The following is a 19,574-nucleotide window of genomic DNA, read 5'->3' as shown; positions in this document are numbered from 1 at the left end:
CTTTCGCGACTGCTCGCGAGTGGATCAGAGCTTGTTGAGAGCCCGCGCCAGCGCCGACTTCTTGTTGGCGGCCTGGTTCTTGTGGATCACGCCCTTGCTGGCGGCCTTGTCGAGCTTCCGGCCGGTCGACACCAACAGCTCGCCGGCCTTCTCCTTGTCGCCGGCCTCGGCTGCCTCACGGAAGGCGCGGATCGCGGTGCGCACCGCCGACTTCACCGACTGGTTGCGCAGCCGGGCGCGCTCGTTGGTCCGGTTGCGCTTGACCTGCGACTTGATGTTGGCCACGAAGTAGTTCCTTCTTAAAAGCTTGGTTGGGTTCGCCTCCCGAGATGGGAGCAACGGCTGTTCAGGTTACCAGCTGGCCGGTCAACTCCCCAACTTGGCTCAACTGTGACTACTGTGCTCAGCCTCGTGCGACCACGTCGACCCGGTGCAGGTCGTCGCCGAGCTCGATCGGCCCGTCGAACTCCGCGGCCGCCAACGCCCGCCACTGTTCCTCTTGCCCGGGGGCGATGGCGGGCACGTAATGGGTCAGCACCAGCGTGCCGACTCCGGCGCGCCGGGCGGTGGCGCCGGCTTGGGCGACCGAGGAATGGTAGTCGCAGATGTCGCGGATCCGCTGTTGCGGCAGCGCAGCGATGAGGTCGCTACGGATCACGGTGTGCACCAGCGCGTCGGCGCCGGAGGCCAGCTCGTCGAGGCTGTCGCAGGGCACGGTGTCGCCGGCCATGACCACCGAGGCGGTTCCCGACGCGTCGGTGTGCTCGATGCGGAACCCGATGGTCGGTGTCACGGGCCGGTGGTCGGTGGGCGCCACGGTGATCCGCACGCCGTCGCGATCCCAGACCTGGCCGGCGGTGTGCTCCTGCACGTCGACCGGGGGCGGGGCGGTCAGGTCGTCGTGGTGGGCGATGCGGTAGCCGATGTCATGGCCGAACGCCCGCAGCATTGCCGCCACGACATCGGCGGTACCCGGCGGCCCGATGATCGGCAGCGGTGCGGGGTCGGGGGTGAACGTGGTGACCCACCGGGTGATCAACAGGTCGCCGAGGTCGGCGATGTGGTCACTGTGCAGGTGGGTGAGCAGCAGCGCGGCCAGCGTGTTGGCCGACGCGCCCGCGGCGGCCAGCCGCTGCAACACCCCGCGCCCGCAGTCGACCAGCAGCGCCTGGCCGCCGGCCCGGATCAGGGTCGACGGACCGGCACGGTTGGGGTCGGGGATCGGGCTTCCGGTGCCCAGCAGGGTGATCTCGATCGTCATGACGTCACATATGCCACAGAACTCCGTCTGCCGCTGGCTGATCGACAGAGTTTCGGCATCGCCGCCCCGCGACCGGGCAAAATGGCCTAGCCTGGTGTGAAGCAGATCACTGCGGCGGGAGGCTTCTATGCGGATCGCGGATGTATTGCGGAACAAGGGCGCGGCGGTGGTGACCATCCATCCGGATGCCACCGTCATGGAGTTGCTGGCGGGGTTGGCCGAGCACAACATCGGCGCCATGGTCGTGATCGGAACCGACGGCCTGCAGGGGGTGGCCTCCGAGCGTGACGTGGTTCGGCAACTGCACGTCCACGGCGCCAGCCTGCTGGCCCGGCCGGTGTCGGCGATCATGACCCGGTTGGTGGCGACCTGCACCAAATCCGACACCGCCGACGAGGTCAGCGTGCTGATGACCGAGCACCGGGCACGCCACATACCGGTGCTCGAAGACGGCCGGCTGGCCGGGATCGTCAGCATCGGCGACGTCGTCAAGTCGCGGATGGAGGAGTTGCAGGCCGAGCACGCGCAGCTGCGCTCCTACATCAGCCAGGGATAGCGGATCCCGCCCCCGGCAGGGCTCAGCTCCAGGCGTAGTCGCTGCGCAGCCGCGCGGCCACCACGTCGAACACCGTGCGTTCCAGGATGGCGCCCTCGCGCCGGATCGACTCCTCGGGCACGTCGAGCACCCGGTCCAGCCGTACCCAGCTGAGCCGGTGGGCTTCGTCCCAACTGCCCGCGCCGATGCCCAACCAATTCGTGTCCTCGGCGTGGCGCGGCTGGCTGGACAACATCAGTCCCAGCAGCACGCTGCGGTCACGTCCGACGACCAGCACCGGCCGGTCCTTTCCTTCGCGCGGATCGTCCTCATAGGCCACCCAGGTCCAGACGATCTCGCCCGGGTCGGCTCGGCCGTTGAGATCGGGCGCGTACACCAGGCGGCGTGCGCGGTGCGCGGTGGGGACACTGCTATTGGTTACCGGGCGGCCGGCCGGAATCGCCGGCGACGGGTCCGACGCCGTGCCGGTCAGCACTTCCAGGCCGAGCTTGATGCCCTGCTCGATGCCCCGCTGGATGCGCTGCTGCACCAGCGGCGCCTGCTCGAGTTGGCGGATGAACCGTGGAGCTTCGTTGAACACCAGGTTCTCCGCGAATCGCTGCACCGTCTGCCATGGGGTCTTCCGCGGGGAAGCCATGTTCGCAGCATAGGCGAAACGGGGTCGGGCGCCGGTGTACCGAGTTCGGTGCCGGAACGCTCGGGTGCTGTGCACGTGGAAGCGCCCCAAGAACTGGGCGAAAGCTGAGTGCCGGTTGCCTCGCGGCCCCGCCCCGGGCGAGGGCTTCGGCGACGTTCCCGGGCCGGATGTGACGCGCCGACTTAGGTGGGCTAAGAAGCGACAAACACGGACCGTTCAGCGTATCTACCTGGGGAAAGGCTCGCAAGAACCTCGCTGGCACACAGCTATGTGAACGGGTAGTTGTGCCTAATCACAGGTATCTGTTAGATTTGACTAGCTTTGCAGCGGACGGTGCTGGGGGAGCATCCGGCGGTGGCAAAACGGCCCGCCGGTTGGACATCGTGAAAGGCAAATGAGGCTATGAACATTCGCAAAATCGGCGTAGTGGGGGCTTTCGCAGCGGGCGCGGCATTCGCATTGGCGCCGCTGGCGGCCGCGGAGACGGGTGACACCCCGGCGCCGCCCGACTTCAGCAACATCCTGGTGGGCCAGGTGCAGTCGATGAACTGGCTCTTCGGCGCTCAGGCCACGGCCTCGGGGGTCGACAGCGACCTCATCACCGCCGGCGACCCGACGACCGAGAACCCGCTGTCATTCAGCACCATCTCCGCTGACGACTTGACGGACAACCCGGCCTTCGCGGCGATGCTGTTCGGCCCGAACTGGGAAGACGAGATGTCTTCCGACCCGGGCGCCTACAGCCTGTTCAACGGCGCGCTGACGCAGTTCTACGACGCCAGCAACGTGCTGACGTACGCGCTGCTGACCGGTGGCGGCGAGATCGACGTCGCAGACGCCGGCGACTACCTGTTCGGCAGCGAAGCCGGAATCGCCGACGGCTTGGCCGGTGACGGCTTCTTCGCCGACTTCGGCAACTTCTTCCAGGCGGGCGTGGCCGACCTGTTCGGGTACTTCGGATTGGGCGCGCTCGACATGTGATCGTCGCTTGCGAACGCAAACCCCCGGAGGTGCCGCCGCCTCCGGGGGTTTCGTTTTGGGGCCGTCGCCTCGCTACCCTGACAGGACAGTAGGCACACACCGCCACACCACCCGCTTCACCAGGAGATTCCCATCAGCAGCTTCGCCGACCAGACCTTCACCGCGCCGGCGCAGATACGGAACTTCTGCATCATCGCCCACATCGACCACGGCAAGTCCACGCTGGCCGATCGGATGCTGCAGCTGACCGGCGTCGTCGACGACCGGTCGATGCGCGCCCAGTATCTGGACCGGATGGACATCGAGCGGGAACGTGGCATCACCATCAAGGCACAGAATGTGCGGCTGCCCTGGGAGGTCGACGGTGAACAGTTCGTCCTGCACCTGATCGACACCCCCGGCCACGTCGACTTCACCTACGAGGTGTCCCGGGCGCTGGAGGCCTGCGAGGGCGCCATCCTGTTGGTCGACGCAGCCCAGGGGATCGAGGCCCAGACCCTGGCGAATCTGTACCTGGCGCTGGACCGTGACCTGACCATCATCCCGGTGCTCAACAAGATCGACCTGCCCGCCGCCGACCCGGAGCGCTACGCCGCCGAACTGGCTCACATCATCGGTTGCGAACCGGGCGATGTCCTCAAGGTGTCCGGCAAGACCGGCGAAGGGGTGGCCGACCTGCTCGACGAGGTCGTCAAACAGATGCCCCCGCCCACCGGCGACGCCGATGCGCCCGCCCGGGCAATGATCTTCGACTCCGTCTACGACATCTACCGCGGCGTGGTCACCTATGTCCGCGTCGTCGACGGCAAGATCACGCCGCGCGAGAAGATCGCGATGATGTCCACCGGCGCCACCCACGAGTTGCTGGAAGTCGGCATCGTCTCCCCGGAACCCAAGGCCACCAAGGGGCTCGGCGTCGGCGAGGTCGGCTACCTGATCACCGGCGTGAAGGACGTGCGCCAATCCAAGGTCGGCGACACCGTCACCACCGCGCGGGGCGGCGCCGCCGAGGCGCTCACCGGCTACCGCGAACCCAAGCCGATGGTCTACTCCGGGTTGTACCCGGTGGACGGCTCGGACTACCCGAACCTGCGTGACGCGCTGGACAAGCTGCAGCTCAACGACGCCGCCCTGACCTATGAGCCGGAGACCTCGGTGGCGCTGGGTTTCGGCTTCCGCTGCGGCTTCCTGGGGCTGCTGCACATGGAGATCACCCGGGAACGCCTCGAGCGCGAATTCGACCTCGATCTGATTTCCACCTCACCCAACGTTGTCTACCGGGTGATTCGCGAAGACAACACCGAGGTGATCGTCACCAATCCGTCGGACTGGCCGGAAGGGAAGGTCCGCACCGTTTTCGAGCCCGTCGTCAAGACCACGATCATCGCGCCGAGCGAATTCGTCGGCACCATCATGGAACTGTGCCAGTCCCGGCGCGGTGAACTGGGCGGCATGGACTATCTGTCGCCGGAACGCGTCGAGCTGCGTTACACGATGCCGTTGGGCGAGATCATCTTCGACTTCTTCGACTCGCTGAAGTCACGCACCCGCGGCTACGCCAGCCTGGACTACGAGGAGGCCGGCGAACAGGAGGCCGATCTGGTCAAGGTCGACATCCTGCTGCAGGGCGAGGCGGTGGACGCATTCAGCGCGATCGTGCACAAGGACTCGGCGTCGGCCTATGGCAACAAAATGACCACCAAGCTCAAGGAGTTGATTCCGCGCCAGCAGTTCGAGGTGCCGGTGCAGGCTGCAATCGGCTCGAAAATCATTGCCCGCGAGAATATTCGGGCCATCCGGAAGGACGTGCTGTCCAAGTGCTACGGCGGTGACATCAGCCGTAAGCGCAAGCTGCTGGAAAAGCAGAAGGAAGGCAAGAAGCGGATGAAGACCATCGGTCGGGTCGACGTACCGCAGGAGGCGTTCGTCGCGGCACTGTCCACCGACGGCGGTGGGACCGCCGCGGAAAGAGCCAAGAAATAGTGGCCAACCGGGCGGGCAGAACCGCTGCCAGTGCGGCGGCGCTGGCGCTGCTGGCGAGCGGGTGCACCACGGTGGTCAGCGGAACAGTCAGGCCGGCACCGGGATTGGCGCCCACCCCGGTGACCGGAATCGCGGTCCGGCAGGTGTTGCTCGACGACGCGGAGTTGTCGAAGCTGATCGGTCAGCCCTTCCGCAGCGACCCCTCGTTGCCGCCACGGTTCGGCGGCGTCGACAGTCTGCCCGATGCCTGGGACACCGCGGGGCCGGAAGACTGCGTCGGCGCTGCGGTGGGCGGACAGCAGGCGGTCTACAAATCTGCCGGCGTGCAGGATGTCGCCCACGAGTTCTGGGACTCCACCTCTACCACCGGTGACTCGGCATTGACCGGGGTCGGTGAGGCCGTGATCGCCTTGGCCACCCCCGCCGACGCCGACGCGCTCTTCGAGAAGTTCACCCAGCAATGGGGCCGCTGCGACGGGGTCACGGTGACCCGCGGCGACGAGGCCGACGGCGAGGCCAGCGGTGAGATCATCGACGTCTCCACCAGCGACACGGTACTGACCGCCACCGTACGGACCACCGTGGACGGCGAGGTGGGCCTGCGGGTGTCACGCGCCGTGGCGGTTCTGGTGAACTGCATCGTCGACGTCGACGTGTTCTGGTTCGTCGGCGAGGAGGACCATGCCGACGCCCCACCGGCCGGGGACACCACCGCGGCCGACCTGGCCAGAGCGATGCTGGACAAGGTCCGCAACCTGAGCGGCTGACCCAGACCGGGCGGTCTCCACGCCGAGCAGTCCCCCGCAAGCGGGAGGTGCCCCCAGCGAAAGCGCCCTAAAACGGTCCGATTTGGTGGCTTTCGCGACTGCTCGCGCCAAATGGGCCGCCCCTAGTTGGGTGCGTTCGCGGGTTGGAAGCCCCCGGTGGAGTCGGCCTCTTCTTCGGCGCGGATTACGTGCACCACGGCGTTGATCAGCGCCAGGTGAGTGAACGCCTGGGGGAAGTTGCCCAGGTGCCGACCGGTGCGCGGCTCGATCTCCTCGGCATACAGGTGCAGCGGGCTGGCGAACGACAGCAGTCGCTCGCACAGATGCTTGGCCTGGCTGACCTCACCGATCTCCACCAGCGCCGAAACCAGCCAGAACGAGCAGATCGTGAAGGTGCCCTCGGTGCCGGACAGGCCATCGTCGGTCTCCTCGGTCCGGTAGCGCAGCACCAGGCCGTCCTCGGTGAGTTCCTCGGCGATCGCCATCACGGTGGCACGCACCCGCGGATCGTCGGCCGGCAAGAACCGGGTGAGCACCACGAGCAGCAGTGAGGCGTCCAGCGCATCGCTGCCGTAACTCTGCGTCAGCACACCTCGCGAATCCACCCCGTTGGCCAGCACGTCGGCCTTGATCTCCTCGGCGATCACCCGCCACTGCCGGGCGTAGGAGACCTCGCCCTGCAACTCGGCCAGCTTCGAGCCGCGATCCAGCGCCACCCAGCACATCACCTTCGACGAGGTGAAGTGCTGCGGTTCGCCGCGGACCTCCCAGATTCCGCGATCCGGTTCGCGCCAGTGGTCGATGGCTTCCTCCACCTGACGTTTGAGCACCGGCCACAGCGTTTCGGGGATCTGTTCGCGGGACTTGGCGTGCAAATACACCGAGTCGAGCATGGTGCCCCAGATGTCGTGCTGCCGCTGGTTGTAGGCGCCGTTGCCGATTCGCACCGGGCGAGCGTTGTCGTAGCCCGACAGATGCTCCAGTTCCTCTTCGGCGAGTTCGTGTTCGCCGCCGACGCCATACATCACTTGCAGCGGGCGCTGCTGGCCGTTATTGGCGCCGGACACATCGGCGATGAACGAGAAGAAATCGTCGGCCTCGCGGTCCAGCCCCAGTGTGTAGAGACCCCACAATGCGAAAGTCGAATCGCGCACCCAGGCGTAGCGGTAATCCCAATTGCGTTCGCCCTGTGGGGTTTCCGGTAGCGACGTGGTGGCTGCGGCCAGCAGGGCGCCGGTCGGCGAATAGGTCAGTCCCTTCAGCGTCAGCGCACTGCGCTGCAGGTAGGACCGCCACGGATGATCGGGGAAGTTGCCGATGTTGATCCACTGCCGCCAGCACTCGGTGGTGTTCCACATCTTGTCGGCGGCCTCGGCGTAAGTCTGCGGTGCCGGGTGTCGGGACCAGCTCAACGCCACGAACACGTCGTCGCCCTCGGTCAGCCGGGTGCGGGCCCGCGCCTCGCGGCCTTCCAGACCCAGCCGCAGATTCGTCGTCAACCGCAGTGTCGGGTGGGCGTCCGGGTTCTGCCGGGCCCGCGCGATCGCCTCGCCGTAGGCGTTGGACGAGTACTCCCAGGTGGCGCTGGTGCGGTGGTAGTCGAACGCCGGTTCGCAGCTCATGGTCAATTCGACGGTGCCGCTGACGCAGCGCACCGTGCGCAACAGGATGTGCTCGGCGTCCCAGTCGGTAGGGGTTCGCCGGTGGGTCTGCGACCGCGCCTCGATGTCGTGCCACTTGCCCATCACCAGCGCGTCGCGCACGATCAGCCAGCCGGTGTGGGTCTGCCAGGTGGTCTCCATGATGGGACTGCCGGGAAGGTAACGCCGCGCCGCAGGCACCGAAACCCCGTACGGTCCGAGCCGAAAGTGCCCGGCGCTGCGGTCCAGGATCGACCCGAAGACGCTGGGGGAGTCGGGCCGTGGCACGCACATCCACTCCACCGAGCCGGCCGCCGAGATCAGGCAGTTCGTTTCGCAGTCCGACAGAAACGCATAGTCGGCGATCGGTGGGAACGAGTTGCGGACCTGCCCCGGCGCCGCCGTATAAGGCACCGGCGCAGTGGCCGACAATGGCGGGGTCATTTTGGTCGCGACACGGGCATCGGAGGCTTTTCCGGTGACTTCGGGAGCGGTCTTGTCGGGTGCATCGCCCGGCGGGGTGTGCAGGACCATTCCGACATCATCTCTGGCGCCCTGCCGTGAGTCCACCTGACCCGCCCCTTGTCGGCGATCGCCGCGGTGCTGATGGCGGTGATCCGCTTCGATCGCCGCGGTGCTGATGGCGGTGATCCGCTTCGCCCGGCTTCGCCGCGCTCGCGATCGCCGCTAAGGTGGGCGGGGTGGTTGGCTTCCTGAGCTGGTGGGACGGCGTTGAGCTGTGGCTGTCCGGACTCGGCTTCGTGATCCAGACCGCAGTGGTGATGCCGGTGGTACTGGCGTTGGCCTACATCCTGGCGGTGGTCCTGGACGCGATGCTGGGGCAGGGGATTCGGGTACTGGAACGGGTCCGCCCCGACGACGGCGAGGCCCGGTAGATGCCGCGCTCGCAGGTGACGTTGATTCTGGTCGGATTGATCGCGCTGGTGATCGTCAGCTGGCTGCTGACCCGCTGAACTGCCGGGGGTTCATACCGCGGTTCCAGCTTCGGCGCTCCTCCGTCGAGCCTCGCTGAACCGCGGGGTTCATACCGCGGTTCCAGCTTCGGCGCTCCTCCGTCGAGCCTCACTGAACCGCGGGGTTCTGTTAGGCTTCCCCGCATGTTCGCAGCGTCCGGTGATGGAGTGTGCCGCGGCCCGGCCCTCCGGGTGTATGTCGCCGTGGGTACTTGCGCTGTGGCCGACGTGCACTGTTGTCGCTGACTCCCGCCCGTCGGCGCTCTGGGGTCGCAATGCCCGGCTTCTCATTCATCGGGCCACCACCTTTGCCACGCGACGGGAACCGATTTCCTCAGTCTGCACGGAAAGGTCACCAATGCCTCACACCGCCACCCGCCGCGCTGCCCTCGGTCTGGCCGCCATTCTGATCGCCGGGTGCGGCGGCGGCCCCAGCGACGTCGTGGGCGGCGGCGAACGGTCCGACGCTCACACCACGTTGACCCTGGTGGCATACGCGGTGCCCGAACCCGGCTGGAGCAAGGTGATCCCGGCCTTCTACGACACCGAGGCGGGCGCCGACGTGCAGGTCGTCACCTCCTACGGAGCCTCGGGCGACCAGTCCCGTGGCGTTGCCAACGGCAAGCCCGCCGACATCGTGAACTTCTCCGTGGAACCCGACATCACCAGGCTGGTCAACGCCGGCAAGATCGGCGAGGACTGGAACGCCGACGTCACCAAGGGCATCCCGTTCGGCTCGGTGGTGACCCTGATGGTGCGGCAGGGCAATCCCAAGCACATCAAGGGCTGGGACGACCTCCTGGCGCCCGGCATCGAGGTCATCACTCCCAGCCCGCTGAGCTCCGGATCGGCGAAGTGGAATCTGCTGGCCCCGTACGCCGTCAAGAGTGAGGGTGGCAAGAATCCGCAGGCGGGCCTGGACTTCGTCGACAGACTCGTCACCGACCATGTCAAGCTGCGCCCGGGCTCGGGACGGGAGGCCACCGATGTGTTCCTGCAGGGCAGCGGCGACGTGTTGATCAGCTACGAGAATGAGGCGATCGCCGTCGAGCGCAAGGGCAAACCGGTGGAGCACGTGAATCCGTCGCAGACGTTCAAGATCGAGAATCCGCTGGCGGTGGTGACCTCCAGCCGACACCTCGACACTGTCACCGCGTTCAAGAACTTCCAGTACACGCCCGCCGCGCAACGGCTGTGGGCGCAGGCGGGCTTCCGTCCGGTCGACCCGGGCGTGGCGGCGGAGTTCCGCGAGGAGTTCCCGGCGCCGGACAAGCTGTGGACGGTCGCCGATCTGGGCGGCTGGGAGGTCGTCGACGGCGGCCTGTTCGACAAGGACAGCGGCGCCATCACCAAGATCTACACCCGGGCCACCGGATGACCGAGATCGTGGTCACCGAGGCGACCCGCACCGGCGGAGACGAGCCGCCGGTGCACACCGGGGTGCATCGCGAAGGCGTCTCGCTGCGGGTGGGTGCTGCGGTGGTGTGGCTGTCGCTGATCGTGCTGGCGCCGCTGGCCGCGGTGAGCTGGCAGGCCGCCGGTGGTGGCTGGCAGGCGTTCCGGCTGGCGGTCACCTCGCACGCCGCGCTGGAGTCCTTCCGGGTGACGCTGACGATCGCGACCGGGGTCACCGTTGTCAACCTCGCGTTCGGGCTGCTGATCGCCTGGGTGCTGGTGCGTGACGACTTCGTCGGCAAGCGTTTCATCGACGTCATCATCGACCTGCCGTTCGCGTTGCCCACCATCGTCGCCAGCCTGGTGATGCTGGCGTTGTACGGCCCGGCCAGCCCGGTCAACGTGCACCTGCAGCACACCGCCTGGGGCGTCGGTTTGGCGCTGGCCTTCGTCACGCTGCCGTTCGTGGTGCGCGCGGTGCAACCGGTGCTGTTGGAGATCGATCGGGAGGTCGAGGAGGCCGCCGCGTCGCTGGGCGCCTCCGGTGCGACGATCTTTCGTTCGGTGGTGTTGCCGTCGTTGACTCCGGCGCTGCTGACCGGAGCGGGCCTGGCGTTCTCCCGGGCCATCGGCGAATTCGGCTCGGTGGTGTTGATCGGTGGGGCGGTGCCCGGTAAGACCGAGGTGTCCTCGCAGTGGATCCGGACCCTGATCGAGAACGACGACCGCACCGGAGCCGCGGCGATCTCCCTTGTACTGCTCACGGTTTCGTTCTTGGTGTTGCTGGCACTGCGGGTGCTGGGTGCGCGGGTGGCCAAGCGACAGGAGCGGTCCTGATGACACCGTCACCGAAAGTCCGTTACCTCATCCGCTTTCTGGCGCTGACCTACATCGGCCTGTTGCTGATCGTTCCGGTGTCTTTGATCCTGTGGCGCAGCTTCGCGCCCGGATTCGGACATTTCTTCGCCTACATCTCCACTCCGGCCGCGATTTCGGCGTTGCAGCTGTCGCTGCTGGTGGTGGCGATCGTGGTGCCGCTGAACGTCGCCTTCGGTATCCCGACGGCACTGGTGCTGGCCCGCAACAGGTTCCGCGGCAAGGGAGCGCTCCAGGCGATCATCGACCTGCCTTTCGCGGTGTCGCCGGTCATCGTCGGTGTCGCGCTGATCGTGCTGTGGGGATCGGCCGGGTTGCTGGGTTTCGTGGAGAACAACTGGGGTCTCAAGATCATCTTCGGCCTGCCCGGCATCGTGCTGGCCAGCATTTTCGTCACCCTGCCGTTCGTGATTCGGGAAGTCGAACCGGTGCTGCACGAACTGGGCACCGATATGGAGGAAGCGGCCGCAACGCTGGGTTCGAGCTCGTGGCAGACGTTCTGGCGGATCACACTGCCGTCCATCCGGTGGGGACTGACCTACGGAATCGTGCTGACCGTGGCGCGCACCCTGGGCGAGTACGGCGCGGTGTTGATCGTGTCATCCAATCTGCCCGGCACATCCCAGACGCTGACACTGCTGGTGTCCGACCGCTACAACCGCGGCGCCGAATACGGTGCCTACGCCTTATCGACGCTGCTGATGACGGTTTCGGCGCTGGTGTTGATCGTCTCTGTCGCGCTTGACATGCGGCGGGCCGGGAAGGGGAGCAGATGACCGACGCGATCACCGTGCGCGGAGCCAACAAACGCTACGGCGACTTCGTTGCACTTGACAACGTCGACTTCGCGGTGCCGTCCGGGTCCCTCACCGCACTGCTGGGTCCCAGCGGTTCGGGCAAGTCCACACTGTTGCGGGCGATCGCCGGCCTGGACCACCCGGACAGCGGAACGGTGACGATCAACGGCGTCGACGTCACCGGTGTCCCGCCGCAGCGGCGCGGCATCGGATTCGTGTTCCAGCACTATGCGGCGTTCAAGCACATGACGGTGCGCGACAACGTGGCGTTCGGGCTCAAGATCCGCAAGCGGCCCAAGTCCGAGGTCAAGGAGAAGGTGGACAACCTGCTGGAAGTGGTCGGGCTCAGCGGGTTTCAGGCCCGCTACCCCAACCAGCTCTCCGGTGGGCAGCGGCAGCGGATGGCGTTGGCGCGGGCATTGGCGGTGGACCCGCAGGTGTTGCTGCTCGACGAGCCGTTCGGGGCATTGGACGCCAAGGTCCGGGAGGATCTGCGGGCGTGGCTGCGCCGGCTGCACGAGGAGGTCCACGTCACCACGGTGCTCGTCACCCACGACCAAGCCGAGGCGCTGGATGTCGCGGACCGTATCGCGGTACTCAATCAGGGCCGTATTGAACAGCTCGGCTCCCCGACCGAGGTCTATGACGCTCCGGCGAACGCGTTCGTGATGTCGTTCCTCGGGGCGGTGTCCTCGCTCAACGGCGCCCTGGTGCGCCCGCACGACATCCGGGTCGGTCGCACCCCGGAGATGGCGGTGGCCGCCGCCGGCGACACCGACGAGGCGTCCGCGGTGCTGCGCGCGGTAGTGCACCGGGTGGTGGCGCTGGGCTTCGAGGTCCGTGTCGAGCTGATCAACGCCGCCACCCATGCGCCCTTCATCGCCCAGATCACCCGTGGCGACGCCGAGGCGCTGGCCTTGGTCGAAGGGGACACCGTCTATGTGCGGGCCACCCGGGTGCCGCCGCTGGCGGAGACGCCGATCACTGACGCGTCGGTGACGGCGTAGCCGGCCGTCATCGTGGGGTTCGGTCGCCGCGGCCCGCGGCGGCCGGCGCGGGGACATGGCTCAGCGCCCGCAGGTGCCGTCCCGCCGGTTGCGGGCGCTCATGTGCTGCCAGCGTGCATGCCAGCGATTCCACCCGTCGGGACGGCGCGGTCGTCCCGCGTACCGGCAGACCGAATCCGGCCATCACGTCGAGCATGGCCTGGCTGCGCCGGAAGCTGACAGCCTCGTTGTTGCCCGGGAGGCGCCGGAGCTGGGAGGCGGCCATGACCACCGCCGAGCCCACGGCCTGCCACATCGAGGCGACGGGAACCGCTCGTTCGCTCACCCCGTGTAGCCAGACGAACAGTGGCGCCAGGGCGCGGTGGCACCGGTGTGCCACCCAGGTGATCAGGGCCGACTCGTCGGCAACACCACCACCGCGTCCCGGTGCAGGGGGCGGCCATCATGCCCGATGGCCGGGTCGTCGGGAAGTACACGCATCGTGGGATCCACCACGGCCGCCCAGTCGATGTCGTTGTCGCTGTCGAAGTGCACCCACAGGTTCTCCAGGCCGGTGTCCCATGCTCTGCCCTCCAGCAGCACCACCGGTAGCACCCGCCCGAGCACTTCGTGGGTCAGCCGGCCCGCCAGCAGATTTCCCGCCATGCGCCGGCCCGCGACCGTGGCAGTCTCGTCGAAGACGCTGCCCAGCCGGTCGATGGTCAGGACGGAGTCCATCGGGCACCAGCGACGCTTGTTGACCTCGGCCAGCACCGCGACACCGTAGGTTCGTGGGTACAGCGGATGTAGTTCACGAAGGCGCTGGCAGGATTCATGCAGTGCCAGTGGCCGTTGATCGTCCATTCCCGCGGTGAGTGGGTTCTCGCCCCTCGGCGCCACCGGACCTCCTTAAGTAGGTTAGGCTAACCATACTCAAGACCATCCATGGGCGGAGCAGCTGTGATCGCTTTCACTATTGCGCGTGTGGTTCGAGGTCCCGTCAGGCTGCGAGGCGATCGGCCAGCGCCGTCTCCACCCGGTCCAGCACGGTCGCGGCCACCAGGCGGTGCGCGCCGAGCGGCTCGGCCATCGGAATGCCCTCGCGGCGCGCGTATTCGGCGATGCCGTCGGTGATCGTGCCGTGCGCCAGGAACCACGGCGCGATCATCAGCCGCTCGGCGCCGCGCGCCTGGAGCCGCTCAACTGCCTGCGGCACCGAGCCCGCCATGGTGGCGAAAGCCATTTCTACACCCGCCCAACGGGTTCCGCGCGACAACCGGTCGGCGACGCGTGCGGTGCCCGCGTTGGCGGCAGCATCCGACGATCCGACCGCGACCGCCACTACACCCAGCTGCGGGTCGAACCGCGACGCCCCGGCCGACGTCAGCCGCTCACCGAGCACCTGCACCAGTCGACGGTCTTCGCCCAGCGTGGGAGCCACCCGGACGGCCGCCCCGGATTCTTCGATCATCCCCGGGATGTCGATGCGGGCGTGGTACGCGCTGGCCAACAGGAACGGCACCACGATGGCGTCGTCGCCGACGTCGGCGAGCACGTCGCGCAAATTCGGGGCGTTGTGTTCGCAGAACGCCACCCGCACATCATGTTCGGGCGCCACCCGGCGCAGGTGCCCGGCGATCGCCCGGGTGTTGGCGGCCGAGCGCGGATCCCGGCTGCCGTGCGCCGTCAAGACCACTGTGGTCCTGAATGCGTCACGAAGCATGGAGCCCGCATTCGGTCTTGGCACTACCGGCCCAGCGGCCGCTGCGCGGATCGGCGCCGGCCGCCGGTTTGACGGTGCACGGCGCGCACCCGATCGACGGGTAGCCCTCGTCCACCAGCGGGTTGACCAGGACGTTGTGCTCGGCGATGTAGGCGTCCATCTCCTCGTCGCTCCAGGCCGCGATGGGGTTGATTTTCACCAGACCGAATTGCTCGTCGAAGCTGATCAGCGGGGCGTTGGCCCGGGTCGGCGCCTCCACCCGGCGCAGCCCGGTCACCCACGCCGAGTAGCCGCCCAGCGTGCGGGCCAGCGGTTCGACCTTGCGCAGCCGGCAGCACAGCGCCGGATTCGACGCGAACAGATCCTTGCCGTGGCCGGCGTCCTGCTCGGCGACGGTCTGCTCCGGGGTCACGTTGACCAACTGGATGTCGTACATCGCCTCGACGGCATCGCGGGTGCCGATGGTCTCGGCGAAGTGGTACCCGGTGTCGAGGAACAGTACCGGAACCCCGGCGCGGACCTTGGCCGCCAGATCCACCAGCACCGCGTCGGCCATATTGGAGGCCACCACGTAGTTGCACGTCGCGCCGCCGCGCGGGCCATTCACCCCGCCGAAGTTCGCCTCGGTCCACTCCAGCAGCTCGGTGGCGGTGGCGCCGTCGAGTTCGGCCGCACCCTTGGCGGCCAGTTCGCGCAGCTCGTCTTCGCTATGAGGCCTCATCGCAGGTCGTCTTCCTCGGCCCGCACCGCCCACTGCGCGAATCGCTCGCCGGCGTTGCGCTGCTTGATGAAGTTGCGCACCACCCGGTCGATGTAGTCACCGAGGTCGTCGTTGAACACCTTGTGCTGACGCAGCTTTCGGCCGAAACCGCTGTCGGCGCCCAGGCTGCCGCCGAGGTGCACCTGGAAACCCGGGACCGAGTTGCCGTTACCGTCGTCGATCATCTGGCCCTTAAACCCGATGTCGGCCACCTGAATGCGGGCGCACGAGTTGGGGCAACCGTTGATGTTGACGGTGACCGGGACGTCCAACAGCGCATTGAGGTCATCCAGCCGCTGCTCGAGTTCGGGCACCAGACTCTGCGCGCGCACCCGGGTCTCGACGAACGACAGCTTGCAGAACTCCAGGCCGGTGCAGGCCATCAGGTTGCGCCGCCACGGCGACGGGTCGGCTGGCAGGCCCAGCGCATCGAGTTCGGCCAGCAGGCCGTCGAGCTTCTCGTCGGGGACGTCGAGGATGATCAGCTTCTGATACGGGGTGAACCGGGCGCGGTCGGTACCGACCTGCTCCATCAGTTCGGCGATCTTGAGCAGCGTGGCGCCGTTGACCCGGCCGGAGATCGGGGCCACCCCGACCGCGTTGTGGCCGTTGCGGAGCTTCTGCACCCCGACGTGGTCGATGGTCGCGGTGGGCTGCGTGGGCGCCGGGCCGTCGATCAGCTTGCGGCCCAGGTACTCGGTTTCGAGAACTTCCCGGAATTTTTCCACACCCCAGTCCTTGACCAGGAACTTCAGCCGGGCCTTGGACCGCAGCCGGCGGTAGCCGTAGTCGCGGAAGACCCGGGTGACGGCTTCCCAGACGTCCGGGACCTCGTCCAGCGGCACCCACGCGCCGAGCCGCTTGGCCAGCATCGGGTTGGTCGACAGGCCGCCTCCGACCCACAGGTCCAGGCCGGGGCCGTGCTCGGGATGGTTGACGCCGATGAAGGAGATGTCGTTGATCTCGTGGGCGACGTCCTGCAGGCCCGATACCGCGGTCTTGTACTTGCGCGGCAGGTTGGCGTACTCGGCCTTGCCGATGTAGCGCCGGACGATCTCGTCGAGCGCGGGGGAGGCGTCGAGCACCTCATCGAGGGACTCCCCGGCCAGCGGCGAGCCCAGCATGCCGCGCGGGCAGTCGCCGCAGGCCTCCAGGGTCTGCAGACCGACGGCGGCCAGTTGATCCCAGATCTCGGGAACCTTCTCGATCTCGATCCAGTGGTATTGCAGGTTCTGCCGGTCGGTGATGTCGGCGGTGCCGCGGGCGTAATCGACCGAGATCTGACCGAGGGTGCGCATCGCGGTGGCCGACAGCGCCTTGCCGTCGCAGCGCACCCGCATCATGAAGTATTTGGCCTCCAGCAGGTCGGCGTTCTCATCGCCAGTGAAGGTGCCGTCGTAACCCTGCTCACGCTGGGTGTAGAGACCCATCCAGCGGAACCGGCCACGCAGGTCGTCCTTGGGGATGCTGTCGAAGCCCTGCTTGGAGTAGACGTCGATGATGCGCGCCTGCACATTGAGCGCCGGGTCGTCCTTCTTGAACTGCTCGTTGCTGTTGACCGGTTCGGTCTCACCGAGCGCCCACTGGGCCTCGCTGCGCTGCCGGCCCTTGCTCGGCGCGGACGGGGTGGCGGTCATCGATTCTCCTTCGGAAAAGGAGCCGGCAGGGATTGAGCGCAGGTCACCGGTGGCTGAGTCCGGCGGCGCAGATCCGGCGGCCAGCTGGGAAAGTACAGGTGGGCGGTTCTACGACATCAAGGCAGACAGCGACAGGTGCAAACCCGCTTGAAATCGATGTGCCGCCGAGCCACCAAGGCAACCCCGGATGCGGTGCAGTAGGCGGCAGTCACACGGGCGATTATGCCATGGATGCCGAAAATCTTCCTTACCGGCGCAAAGTTGTGATCAGCGTGCGTAAAACTCAGTTGGGGCCCGAGGGCGAAGCGGTCGGTACGGGAGGACCGGACCGGGACAGCCCGGGCCGGTACGGACCGGGATGCGGACCGCACACAACGAGCTGATTGGAAGCCGATCGGAAGGCGGGTGGGACAGGTGAGTGTCGTCGACTTCGGATGGGAGCCGGTGTGGGAACCGCCACCGGCGCCTGAACCGCCGCCGCGGACCAACGGACGCGCCATGCTGCGACGCTGGCTGGCCATCGCGACCCTGGTCGCCGCGGTGGGCGGCGGCGGTTGGCTGGCCGCGCAGCACTACGAAACTCATGTCGCCGGCCAGCAAGCCCTCGATGTCGCCGAGGCATATGTGTTGCGGCTGACCGACATCGACGCGGACGACGTCGACCGGAACTTCGCCGACATCGCCGACGGCGCCACCGGAGAGTTCGACGCGATGCACGCCCGGTCCGCGGCCAGGCAGCGCCAGCTGCTGATCGACAACAAGGCGACCGCCCGCGGCCACGTCGCCGAGGCGGTGGTCAAATCCGCCGACCGGAACCATGCCGTGGTGGTGCTGCTGGTCAACCAGGCGGTACGCAACGCCGACAACCCCGAACCCGTGATGGACCGCAGCCGGATCCGGATGACCATGGACCGGATCGACGGCCGGTGGCTGGCCAGCAAGGTTGAGTTGGTATGAGGAAACTCACAGCGCTGGCGGCCGGTGCGCTGCTGATCGGTACCGCCGAACTGACAGCGGCGGCCCACGCCGAGCCGATCAACTGGGAGGCCATCGCCAACTGTGAATCCGGTGGCGACTGGGCGGCCGATTCCGGCAACGGCGGTTACGGCGGATTGCAGATCAGTGCCGCGACCTGGGACGCCAACGGCGGAGTCGGGCTCCCGTCGGACGCCAGCCGGCAGCAGCAGATCGCCGTGGCCAAGCGCATCATGGCCAGCGAGGGGCCCGGCGCCTGGCCGGCCTGCGCGTCCCGCGGCGCCGCGGCCACCACCGGTGCCGGGGCGGCCCCGGTCGGCTCGCTGACCCACTATCTGTCGGCACTGTTCGAGGACAGCGGAGGGCCGGGCGTACCGGCCGACTGAGCAGCTACCCGCCAGCGGCGTCCCCGGCGTCGTGGGATGATCGGGCCCTATGACCACCGCGACCGCGGTAGCGCTGCCCGAACTGGCGCCGGCCCGGTTTGACCAGCACGGCCCGTTCGGGGTGTATGTGCACGTCCCGTTCTGCTTCACCCGCTGCGGATACTGCGACTTCAACACCTACACCCCGGCCGAACTGGGCGGGGCCAACCCCGACGCCTGGGTGGCGGCGCTGGCCAGGGAACTGGAGCTGGCCGCCGCCCGGCTGGGCGGCCCGCGCGCCGACACCGTGTTCGTCGGCGGCGGCACACCATCGCTGCTGGGCTCAGCGCGGCTGGCGGCGGTGCTCGATCATGTGCGGGAGCACTTCGGGCTCTCCGACGACGCCGAGGTCACCACCGAGGCGAACCCCGAGTCGACGTCGCCGGAGTTCTTCGAATCGATCCTGGCCGCCGGCTACACCCGGGTGTCGCTGGGCATGCAGTCGGTGTCGCCGCGGGTGCTGGCCACCCTGGACCGCATCCACTCGCCGGGCCGGCCGGTGGCCGCCGCGCGCGAAGCGAGCGCCGCCGGCTTCGAACACCTCAACATCGACTTGATCTACGGCACCCCGGGTGAAACCGAAGATGATCTGCTTCGCTCGGTGGACGCCGCGCTGGAGGCAGGCGTCGACCACGTCTCGGCCTACAGCCTGATCGTCGAGGACGGCACCGCGCTGGCCCGTCGGGTGCGGCGCGGCGAACTCCCGGTGCCCGACAACGACGTGATGGCGCATCGCTACGAGCTGGTCGACAGCCGGCTTCGGGCAGCCGGGATGGACTGGTACGAGGTGTCGAACTGGGGCCGGGCCGGAGCGGCCTGCCGGCACAATCTGGGCTACTGGAGCGGCGGCCGATGGTGGGGCGCGGGCCCGGGTGCTCACGGCTACGACGGCACGCTGCGTTTTTGGAACGTCAAGCACCCCAACGCCTACGCGCAGCTCCTGGGTGAGATGACGCTGCCGATCGCGGGTTTCGAGGAGCTCTCCGAGGCCGACCGGCACACCGAAGAGGTGATGTTGGGGTTACGCATGCGCGAGGGGCTGGCGCTGGCGGTTCTGGACCCGGGTGAGCGGGAACGCGCCGAGTCCGCCGTCGACGATGGCTTACTGTGCGTCGATGGCGATCGGCTGGTGCTCACCGATCGCGGGCGGTTGCTGGCCGATGCGGTGGTGCGTTCGCTGCTGGGGTAGCCGCCGGAGCGG

Annotated in this window: 19 protein-coding genes and 1 pseudogene; 12 read left to right on the top strand and 8 right to left on the bottom strand. The window is 67.7% G+C overall.

The genetic code is table 11. From position 1 onward, the window contains the following. Positions 1-24: 24 nt before the first annotated feature. Together rpsT and G6N19_RS01900 are read right to left on the bottom strand one after the other, a co-directional pair. The gene (gene rpsT, locus G6N19_RS01905) at positions 25-285 is read right to left on the bottom strand and encodes a 30S ribosomal protein S20 (protein ID WP_193465667.1); all 261 of its coding nucleotides are present in this window, start codon (positions 283-285) and stop codon (positions 25-27) included. Positions 286-403: 118 nt separating this feature from the next. After that, positions 404-1,261, bottom strand: coding sequence for a ribonuclease Z (locus tag G6N19_RS01900; protein WP_193465666.1), 858 nt, complete (start codon positions 1,259-1,261; stop codon positions 404-406). Between the two features lie 127 nt (positions 1,262-1,388). Between G6N19_RS01900 and G6N19_RS01895 the strand changes: the two genes are divergently transcribed. After that, positions 1,389-1,817: a CBS domain-containing protein gene (locus G6N19_RS01895; RefSeq protein WP_013828441.1), complete on the top strand. Its 429-nt coding sequence runs from the start codon at positions 1,389-1,391 to the stop codon at positions 1,815-1,817. A gap of 22 nt (positions 1,818-1,839) precedes the next feature. On the opposite strand, the gene G6N19_RS01890 is transcribed toward G6N19_RS01895, so the two are convergent. Next, a complete protein-coding gene (locus tag G6N19_RS01890) occupies positions 1,840-2,454 on the bottom strand; it encodes a type II toxin-antitoxin system PemK/MazF family toxin (RefSeq protein WP_041317606.1) in 615 nt (204 codons plus the stop codon). Between the two features lie 426 nt (positions 2,455-2,880). Between G6N19_RS01890 and G6N19_RS01885 the strand changes: the two genes are divergently transcribed. The 3 genes from G6N19_RS01885 (at position 2,881) to G6N19_RS01875 (ending at position 6,185) form a co-directional block, all read left to right on the top strand. Then, complete coding sequence (locus G6N19_RS01885; RefSeq protein ID WP_232062498.1) at positions 2,881-3,435, top strand: hypothetical protein; 555 nt, start codon at positions 2,881-2,883, stop codon at positions 3,433-3,435. A gap of 126 nt (positions 3,436-3,561) precedes the next feature. Next, positions 3,562-5,418 (top strand): translation elongation factor 4, encoded by a 1,857-nt coding sequence (lepA, locus tag G6N19_RS01880; RefSeq protein WP_081465499.1) that lies wholly within the window; start codon positions 3,562-3,564, stop codon positions 5,416-5,418. Continuing rightward, positions 5,418-6,185, top strand: a complete 768-nt coding sequence (locus G6N19_RS01875; RefSeq protein WP_083036318.1) for a sensor domain-containing protein — start codon at positions 5,418-5,420, stop codon at positions 6,183-6,185. The genes lepA and G6N19_RS01875 overlap by 1 nt, the downstream gene beginning before the upstream one ends. 122 nt (positions 6,186-6,307) lie before the next feature. Here the strand turns inward: G6N19_RS01875 and G6N19_RS01870 are convergent, their stop codons facing one another. Further along, a complete protein-coding gene (locus G6N19_RS01870; protein WP_013828446.1) occupies positions 6,308-8,359 on the bottom strand; it encodes a glycoside hydrolase family 15 protein in 2,052 nt (683 codons plus the stop codon). A 158-nt stretch (positions 8,360-8,517) separates the two neighbouring features. Between G6N19_RS01870 and G6N19_RS01865 the strand changes: the two genes are divergently transcribed. From G6N19_RS01865 to G6N19_RS01845, 5 genes are all read left to right on the top strand, one after another. After that, positions 8,518-8,721: a hypothetical protein gene (locus tag G6N19_RS01865; protein WP_443093857.1), complete on the top strand. Its 204-nt coding sequence runs from the start codon at positions 8,518-8,520 to the stop codon at positions 8,719-8,721. Between the two features lie 436 nt (positions 8,722-9,157). Further along, positions 9,158-10,177: an extracellular solute-binding protein gene (locus tag G6N19_RS01860; RefSeq protein ID WP_193465665.1), complete on the top strand. Its 1,020-nt coding sequence runs from the start codon at positions 9,158-9,160 to the stop codon at positions 10,175-10,177. Continuing rightward, complete coding sequence (gene cysT, locus G6N19_RS01855) at positions 10,174-11,031, top strand: sulfate ABC transporter permease subunit CysT (protein ID WP_013828449.1); 858 nt, start codon at positions 10,174-10,176, stop codon at positions 11,029-11,031. Before G6N19_RS01860 ends, cysT begins: the two co-directional genes overlap by 4 nt. Next, on the top strand, positions 11,031-11,846 hold the full coding sequence (gene cysW, locus G6N19_RS01850; RefSeq protein WP_193465664.1) for a sulfate ABC transporter permease subunit CysW: 816 nt from the start codon (positions 11,031-11,033) through the stop codon (positions 11,844-11,846). Before cysT ends, cysW begins: the two co-directional genes overlap by 1 nt. After that, a complete protein-coding gene (locus G6N19_RS01845) occupies positions 11,843-12,874 on the top strand; it encodes a sulfate/molybdate ABC transporter ATP-binding protein (protein WP_013828451.1) in 1,032 nt (343 codons plus the stop codon). Before cysW ends, G6N19_RS01845 begins: the two co-directional genes overlap by 4 nt. A gap of 7 nt (positions 12,875-12,881) precedes the next feature. Here the strand turns inward: G6N19_RS01845 and G6N19_RS01840 are convergent. The 4 genes and pseudogenes from G6N19_RS01840 to G6N19_RS01825 all read right to left on the bottom strand — a co-directional run bounded on the left by G6N19_RS01840 (position 12,882) and on the right by G6N19_RS01825 (position 16,973). Further along, positions 12,882-13,717 (bottom strand): annotated as a pseudogene (locus G6N19_RS01840) (iron reductase). A gap of 136 nt (positions 13,718-13,853) precedes the next feature. Then, a complete protein-coding gene (locus G6N19_RS01835; protein ID WP_041317611.1) occupies positions 13,854-14,576 on the bottom strand; it encodes a sirohydrochlorin chelatase in 723 nt (240 codons plus the stop codon). Further along, positions 14,566-15,297, bottom strand: coding sequence for a phosphoadenylyl-sulfate reductase (locus G6N19_RS01830; protein ID WP_013828454.1), 732 nt, complete (start codon positions 15,295-15,297; stop codon positions 14,566-14,568). Before G6N19_RS01830 ends, G6N19_RS01835 begins: the two co-directional genes overlap by 11 nt. Next, complete coding sequence (locus G6N19_RS01825; protein WP_013828455.1) at positions 15,294-16,973, bottom strand: nitrite/sulfite reductase; 1,680 nt, start codon at positions 16,971-16,973, stop codon at positions 15,294-15,296. The genes G6N19_RS01830 and G6N19_RS01825 overlap by 4 nt, the downstream gene beginning before the upstream one ends. A 414-nt stretch (positions 16,974-17,387) precedes the next feature. Here G6N19_RS01825 and G6N19_RS01820 point away from each other — a divergent pair, with 414 nt between their 5' ends. From G6N19_RS01820 to hemW, 3 genes are read left to right on the top strand one after another with little or no spacing between them, the layout of a single operon-like run. Continuing rightward, positions 17,388-17,930: a hypothetical protein gene (locus G6N19_RS01820; protein WP_232062497.1), complete on the top strand. Its 543-nt coding sequence runs from the start codon at positions 17,388-17,390 to the stop codon at positions 17,928-17,930. After that, on the top strand, positions 17,927-18,334 hold the full coding sequence (locus tag G6N19_RS01815; protein WP_013828457.1) for a transglycosylase family protein: 408 nt from the start codon (positions 17,927-17,929) through the stop codon (positions 18,332-18,334). Before G6N19_RS01820 ends, G6N19_RS01815 begins: the two co-directional genes overlap by 4 nt. Before the next feature lie 49 nt (positions 18,335-18,383). Continuing rightward, entirely contained in the window at positions 18,384-19,562 is a 1,179-nt protein-coding gene (gene hemW, locus G6N19_RS01810) for a radical SAM family heme chaperone HemW (RefSeq protein WP_232062495.1), read from the top strand. The last annotated feature ends 12 nt before the right edge of the window (positions 19,563-19,574 follow it).

The sequence above is a fragment of the Mycobacterium novum genome, from assembly GCF_010726505.1.
In the GTDB taxonomy this organism is placed as follows: domain Bacteria; phylum Actinomycetota; class Actinomycetes; order Mycobacteriales; family Mycobacteriaceae; genus Mycobacterium; species Mycobacterium algericum.
The sequence above is the reverse complement of the archived record's forward strand: the minus strand, read 5'-3'. Positions and strand labels throughout refer to the sequence as shown.

Bases quoted from the DNA above. Each gene is read 5' to 3' on its own strand.
- G6N19_RS01900 (WP_193465666.1), bottom strand. From the start codon at position 1,261: ATGACGATCGAGATCACCCTGCTGGGCACCGGAAGCCCGATCCCCGAC.
- G6N19_RS01895 (WP_013828441.1), top strand. From the start codon at position 1,389: ATGCGGATCGCGGATGTATTGCGGAACAAGGGCGCGGCGGTGGTGACC.
- G6N19_RS01890 (WP_041317606.1), bottom strand. From the start codon at position 2,454: ATGGCTTCCCCGCGGAAGACCCCATGGCAGACGGTGCAGCGATTCGCG.
- G6N19_RS01870 (WP_013828446.1), bottom strand. From the start codon at position 8,359: ATGGTCCTGCACACCCCGCCGGGCGATGCACCCGACAAGACCGCTCCC.
- G6N19_RS01860 (WP_193465665.1), top strand. From the start codon at position 9,158: ATGCCTCACACCGCCACCCGCCGCGCTGCCCTCGGTCTGGCCGCCATT.
- cysT (WP_013828449.1), top strand. From the start codon at position 10,174: ATGACCGAGATCGTGGTCACCGAGGCGACCCGCACCGGCGGAGACGAG.
- cysW (WP_193465664.1), top strand. From the start codon at position 11,031: ATGACACCGTCACCGAAAGTCCGTTACCTCATCCGCTTTCTGGCGCTG.
- G6N19_RS01845 (WP_013828451.1), top strand. From the start codon at position 11,843: ATGACCGACGCGATCACCGTGCGCGGAGCCAACAAACGCTACGGCGAC.
- G6N19_RS01835 (WP_041317611.1), bottom strand. From the start codon at position 14,576: ATGCTTCGTGACGCATTCAGGACCACAGTGGTCTTGACGGCGCACGGC.
- G6N19_RS01830 (WP_013828454.1), bottom strand. From the start codon at position 15,297: ATGAGGCCTCATAGCGAAGACGAGCTGCGCGAACTGGCCGCCAAGGGT.
- G6N19_RS01825 (WP_013828455.1), bottom strand. From the start codon at position 16,973: ATGACCGCCACCCCGTCCGCGCCGAGCAAGGGCCGGCAGCGCAGCGAG.
- G6N19_RS01815 (WP_013828457.1), top strand. From the start codon at position 17,927: ATGAGGAAACTCACAGCGCTGGCGGCCGGTGCGCTGCTGATCGGTACC.
- hemW (WP_232062495.1), top strand. From the start codon at position 18,384: ATGACCACCGCGACCGCGGTAGCGCTGCCCGAACTGGCGCCGGCCCGG.